This is a genomic window from Ameyamaea chiangmaiensis (genome assembly GCF_013376175.1).
Lineage (GTDB): Bacteria > Pseudomonadota > Alphaproteobacteria > Acetobacterales > Acetobacteraceae > Ameyamaea > Ameyamaea chiangmaiensis.
Genome location: NZ_JABXXR010000156.1, coordinates 1 through 5891 on the forward strand (window position 1 = coordinate 1; position 5891 = coordinate 5891).

A 5891-nucleotide genomic window follows, 5' to 3' on the forward strand; every position below is an offset into this window, starting at 1 on the left:
CGACTGCGGCAAACCCGGCCGCCCGCGCGCGCGTCGCCGTGGCGTCGCCCACCGCATAAAACGGGGACCGCCGGTCCAGATCCGGGGGCAGATAATCCAGCGCCTGGCCGCTAGTGGCCAGCACGGCCTGCGCGGGTGCGGTCGACGTGGCGCGCCCCGCGGCCCTGACCCGCAACATAGGCGACGCGATCGGCCGCCAGCCCAAAGCCGCGACACGCTCCATCGTCCGGGACAACCCCGGTTCCGGGCGCGTGACGAGAACCCCGCGCCGTTCGGCCGGACCCGCGTGATGCTCAGTCGACAAAAATGTCCGCCGGACTGTCGGCGCGCAGGCTGCGGCCCAGCGCATGGCCGATGCGCGCGGCATCGGACGGCGCACCCGTGATGTGGCGCTTGAGCAGGAACGATCCGTCTTCCCGTGCAACCAGTCCGGTGAGGTGCAACTGGGGCGCCCCGTCGCTGCCGGTCTCCAGCCGCGCATGGCCGCCGATCGGCGTGCGGCAGGAACCGTCGAGTTCGGCCAGCAAGGCGCGCTCGGCGGTGGAGACGGCACGCGCCTCGAAATCCTCGATCGCGGACAGAAGCTCGCGCAGTTCCACATCACTCTCGCGCACCGTGACGCCGACGATACCCTGCCCGGCGGCGGGAACCATCACGGTCGGGTCGATGACGATATCGGCGCGGTCTTCCATACCCAGGCGCCGCAAGCCCGCCAGCGCCAGCAACGTCGCGTCGCACTGCCGCGCGGCGAGCTTGTCGAGACGCGTCTGCACGTTGCCGCGCAACAGGCCGAATCGCAGGTCGGGCCGCACATGCATGATCTGGGCCTGCCGCCGGACGGAGGCACAGCCCACCAGCGCCCCCGGCGGAAGCGCCGCATACGGGTCTTCCGGCAATGGCGCGCTGCAATCGGGCCCCAGGATCAGGACGTCGCGCGCGTCCTCGCGGCGCAGTGTGCAGGCCAGCACCAGACCGGGCGGCAGGGTCGTCTCCAGATCCTTCAGGCTATGGACCGCAAAGTCGATCCGGCCATCGGACAGGGCTTCGTGAATTTCCTTGGCAAACAGACCCTTGCCACCAATCTCCGCCAGGGCGCGGTTCTGCACCTGATCGCCGGTCGTGTTGATCTGGTGTTCCTGAAATGCCCCCATATCGCGCAGAATGGGACAGAAGCGGGTCAGCAACGTTAAAAAGGCCCGTGTCTGGACCAGCGCCAGCGGCGACGCGCGCGTGCCCACCCGCATCGGCAACGTGCGACGGTGGTCGTGAACGGTCCCGCGTCGACGCCGCGCATCGGCTTCGGCCGCGATTTTTTGTAGCACCGGCGAAGGCGAACCGCCGGCAGAGGGTGCGAAGGACATCGGCTTTCTCTATTACCGGCGGGGCATGAAGGAAAGACGACAATGACGCAGGGCGGCCCACAAATTTCGTCGGCTCTGGAAACACGGCGATCGGGTGCCATCGGGGCGCCGGTGCTGGCGATCGAATCGTCGTGCGACGACACGGCGTGCGCGATCCTGGATGCCGATGGGCGCGTGCTGGCCGAACGGGTGCACACGCAGCGCGAGCACGACGCGTTCGGCGGCGTGGTGCCCGAAATCGCGGCACGCGCGCATCTTGCCGCCCTGCCGGGGCTTGTGGAGGCGACCCTGCGGGACGCGGGCCTGAGTGCCCCCGATCTGGGGGCGATCGCCGCCAGCACCGGGCCCGGCCTGATCGGCGGCCTGATCGTCGGCAGCGGTGTCGGCAAGGGCATGGCACTTGCCCTCGGGCTGCCGTTCATCGCCGTCAATCATATCGAGGCCCATGCGCTGAGCCCCCGCCTGCCCGGGGTGGTCCAGGGCGGCGCGCCGTTCCCCTATCTGCTGTTGCTGGTCTCCGGCGGTCATTGCCAGTGCATCGCCGTCGAGGGGGTGGGGCGTTACCGCAAACTGGGCGGGACGATCGACGACGCGGCCGGGGAAGCGTTCGACAAGGTGGCCAAGATGCTCGGCCTCGGCTGGCCCGGCGGACCTGCGATCGAGGCACTGGCGCGCGAGGGACGAGACGACGTCCACCCCCTGCCCCGGCCGCTTCTGGGGCGACCCGGTTGCGATTTCTCGTTCTCGGGTCTCAAGACGGCGGTGGCGCAGCGTCTGGCACCGTATGGAGCCGGCGCCCTGCCACGTCGCGACGCGGCCGATCTGGCCGCCAGCTTCCAGACATGCGTGGCCGATGTGATGGTCGACCGGGCCGCGCACGCCCTCGATCTTCTGCCCGAAGCGACGACGCTGGTCGTGGCCGGCGGTGTTGCCGCCAACGGCGCGATCCGTGCACGGCTGATGGCACTGGCATCAGAACGGGGGCTGCCGTTCGCCGCCCCGCCGCTTCGCCTGTGCACCGACAATGCGGTGATGGTCGGCTGGGCGGCGATCGAAACCATGCGCGCGGCGGCCGGTCTGGGCCGGTGGCCTTTCGACGACACGGCCGTCCGCCCGCGTCCGCGCTGGCCGTTGGCCGAGATGGCCGAGCGTTTCGACGTGGTCCGGTGAACGCGGCGCCCGCGCCGATCCCGTTTGAATGACCACATTCGATGGTGGAGATGCTCGCGCAACAACGGGTCAGTGCGTTTGCACTGACCCAGGGTTCAGTGGACGTGTTCTAGGCGTTGATGCGGGCGATGAGGGCGAGGGATTCGACGCAGGCGGCCGCCGCCTCCCTTCCCTTGTTGTGCTCGTCGGACGCGGAGCGGCTTTGGGCCTGCGCATCCGAATAGGTGGTAAGAACCCCGAACGCGATCGGCACACCCGTCTGGAGCGACGCCTGCATGATGCCGACCGTGGCGCCAAGGCTGATGAACTCGAAGTGGGCCGTGTCGCCCTTGACGACGCAGCCAAGGCAAATCACGCCGTCATAGCGGCCGGTGCGGGCAAGCGTCTGCGCCAGCAACGGCAGTTCGAACGCGCCGGGCGCGTCGAAACTGTCTTCGTCGCGCACGACGATGTCGTGTTCGGCGAGCCACTGAAGCGCGCCGTCACGCAGACCGTGTGTGACGGCCTCGTTGAATCGGCTGGTCAGCAGCGCCAGCCTGGGCATCGTCTCGAACGACAGAACGGGCAAGGTCGAAGGGCGGTTGGTCGACATGATCAGAATAATCCTTGGAAAACATAATGCTCTGAAAGCGGGATTTCAGGACAGGCAGCCCTGCGCGAGTGCCGGCAGCGCGTGACCCATGCGGGCGCTCTTGGTCGCCAGATAGGCCCGGTTGAACGGATTGGGCGGCGTCTGGATCGGCACGCGACGCCGCACCTCCAGGCCATGGGCGGTCAGGGCGTCACGCTTGGCCGGGTTGTTGGTCAGCAGATCGAGCGTCCGCACACCCAGCGTCCGGAGGATCGCAACGGCAACACTCCACTCGCGCGCGTCGTCCGCAAACCCGAGATGCCGGTTCGCATCCACGGTATCCGCCCCGTCGTCCTGCAGCGCGTAGGCGCGAATCTTGTTCGCCAGACCGATTCCGCGCCCCTCGTGCCCGCGCAGATACAGCACGATACCGGCAGGCTGACCGGCGATCAGGCGCATGGCCTGCTGCAACTGGGCACCGCAGTCACACCGCAACGACCCGAGGGCATCGCCGGTCAGACACTCCGAATGCAGACGCACCAGCGGCACGCCGTCATCGACACACCCGTGCACCAGCGCCAGATGCTCCTGCCCGTCGGCATCGCGGAACGCATGCGCGCGCCAGCCGTCACCGCCATGCAGGCTCGGCAGCGCCGCCTCCGCAACCGCCACGACCCGGGGCTGTAAGGCAGCCCGGCCGTTCACCATGGTCGCGCGCGCGAACGCCACCAGCTCGGCAATGCTGACAATGGGCAGGTCATGCGCGCGGGCAAAGACGCGCAGGTCGTCCATGCGCGCCATGGTGCCATCATCGTTCATGATCTCGCAGATGACGGCCGCCGGGGAACATCCCGCCATGACCGCAAGCTCCACCGATGCTTCCGTATGTCCCGCCCTGACCAGTACACCCCCGGGGTCGGCGCGCAGCGGAAAGATGTGTCCCGGCCGCGCAAGATCGGACGGTACCGTGCCCGCCGCCACCGCGGTGCGGATCGTGTGGGCCCGATCGGCCGCCGAGATGCCGGTTGTCACGCCCTCCATGGCCTCGATCGAGACGGTGAAGGCGGTTCCGCGCCGGCACGTGTTGTCGCGGACCATCGGTGGCAGATCGAGCCGATTGGCCATCGCGTGGTCCATCGGCAGGCACACGAGCCCGCGCCCCTGCGTCACCATGAAGGTGATCGCCCCGGCGGTGACGTGATCGGCGGCCATCACCAGATCGCCTTCGTTCTCGCGGTCCTCATCGTCGACCACGATGATCATGCCGCCGCTTTTCAGGGCCGCGACCGCCGCGGCCAGCGCCGTGCCCGCCTTCGGCGCGGTGTCTGTCGTCAACGGGCGCATAGCCGCTCCACGTATTTTGCAATCATGTCGATCTCGACGTTCAGGATCGCACCGACGCCAGTCGTGCCGAGCGTCGTGTGCGTCCATGTGTGTGGGATGATGGTGACGCCGAACCGCGTCTGCCCGTCGTGGTCATGAACGCTGTTCAGCGTCAGGCTGATACCGTCCAGCGCGATCGAACCCTTTTCGACCAGATAGCGTCCGATACGATCCGGAACCGCAAAGGTCAGACAATGCGCCTCCCCCTGTTCGTCCTGACCAAGCAGTGTCGCCGTCCCGTCAACATGTCCCTGGACGATATGACCGGACAGGCGGGTCGCCAGTGTCACGGCGCGTTCGAGGTTAACGCGGCTTCCTTCGCGCAAGGCCCCCAGCGACGTTCGCGCCAGCGTCTCGGCGCTGATGAAAAAATCCGCGTCTCCCTCGGCATCGAACGATGTCACGGTCAGACATACCCCGTTGACCGCGATGCTTTCGCCCATGCTCAGGTCCATCAGCCGCGTTGCGACACGGATCCGGCGTTGCCGATCCTGGTCGACGATTCCGCGCACCACTCCAAGCGTTTCGATAATGCCCGAGAACATCTCATGCCCCCCCATGGTCAAAGGGAAACAGCGACAGGGGCGAGACGCCCGGCACGCGCGTTTCGGCGCGCACGCTCTCCGACCCGTCCGGCTGGACCGCGATCGTCAACCAGTCGTCCCATGCGTCATGTTTTCGAAGCGACGCAAGCAGGCGCGGACCGCCCTCAACCATCGCCCACAGCACGCCCGACTGCGCCAGACGCGCGGGCAAGGACGAGATATCGTTACAGAGAACGACGTCGCGGCCCTGCGCGTGCATGCGCTCTGCCCACGCCGCCGGCACGGCGTCCCCACGTGTGCAGACCCAGACCGCACGTGGTGCGCGCGCCAGATGATCGGGCACGTGCCGCACGTCCAGCCCTGGCTCGTCAGCCAGAACGGTGCCCGTCCCGGTCACGATGGCGTCGGTCGCGCGACGCAGCACATGGGCGTGGGTCAGGGCCGCGGCCGAGGTGAACACGCGCGCGCCCGGCGGCGGCCGCATGCCACCCGTGGCGTCCAGTGCCTGCTTGACCGTGATCCAGGCCTCTCCCCGGCACGACACTTTCGCAAAAGGCGCGATCAGGGCGGTACAATCCCGGGCCTGCCGCGCCGCATCCGCGCCGAGGTCGTGCAGAAAATGGACCGCGCACCCCGCCGAGGCCAGACGCGCCGCACCGCCACCCGCCACATGTGGGTTCGGGTCGGCAGCACCGATCCACACCGTGCGAACCGGCGAGGCCAGCAGCGCCACCGTGCACGGTGGCGTCCGGCCCGTATGATTGCAGGGTTCCAGCGTTACCACCGCGATCGCCGCACGGTGCATCAGCCCGCGTTCGGCGCACAGCGCCAGTGCAGCGGCCTCCGCGTGGGGCTGGCCCG

Annotated in this window: 7 protein-coding genes; 1 reads left to right on the forward strand and 6 read right to left on the reverse strand. The window is 68.3% G+C overall.

From position 1 onward, the window contains the following. Positions 1-235, reverse strand: a 235-nt coding sequence (locus HUK82_RS13790; protein WP_394367506.1) for a uroporphyrinogen-III synthase, incomplete at its 3' end; no start/stop codon positions are given. Between the two features lie 58 nt (positions 236-293). Beyond that, positions 294-1361: a hydroxymethylbilane synthase gene (gene hemC, locus HUK82_RS13795; protein ID WP_176614510.1), complete on the reverse strand. Its 1068-nt coding sequence runs from the start codon at positions 1359-1361 to the stop codon at positions 294-296. 42 nt (positions 1362-1403) lie between these two features. On the opposite strand from hemC, the gene tsaD reads away from it, so the two are divergent. Beyond that, positions 1404-2531: a tRNA (adenosine(37)-N6)-threonylcarbamoyltransferase complex transferase subunit TsaD gene (tsaD, locus tag HUK82_RS13800; protein WP_176614511.1), complete on the forward strand. Its 1128-nt coding sequence runs from the start codon at positions 1404-1406 to the stop codon at positions 2529-2531. A 109-nt stretch (positions 2532-2640) separates the two neighbouring features. Here the strand turns inward: tsaD and ribH are convergent, their stop codons facing one another. From ribH to HUK82_RS13820, 4 genes are all read right to left on the reverse strand, one after another. Then, on the reverse strand, positions 2641-3123 hold the full coding sequence (ribH, locus tag HUK82_RS13805) for a 6,7-dimethyl-8-ribityllumazine synthase (RefSeq protein ID WP_176614512.1): 483 nt from the start codon (positions 3121-3123) through the stop codon (positions 2641-2643). Between the two features lie 45 nt (positions 3124-3168). Then, a complete protein-coding gene (gene ribB, locus HUK82_RS13810; protein ID WP_176614513.1) occupies positions 3169-4446 on the reverse strand; it encodes a 3,4-dihydroxy-2-butanone-4-phosphate synthase in 1278 nt (425 codons plus the stop codon). Then, positions 4434-5030 (reverse strand): riboflavin synthase, encoded by a 597-nt coding sequence (locus tag HUK82_RS13815; RefSeq protein WP_176614514.1) that lies wholly within the window; start codon positions 5028-5030, stop codon positions 4434-4436. Before HUK82_RS13815 ends, ribB begins: the two co-directional genes overlap by 13 nt. A gap of 1 nt (position 5031) precedes the next feature. After that, positions 5032-5891 (reverse strand): bifunctional diaminohydroxyphosphoribosylaminopyrimidine deaminase/5-amino-6-(5-phosphoribosylamino)uracil reductase RibD (locus HUK82_RS13820; RefSeq protein WP_176614515.1); only part of this gene is annotated, 860 nt, incomplete at its 5' end.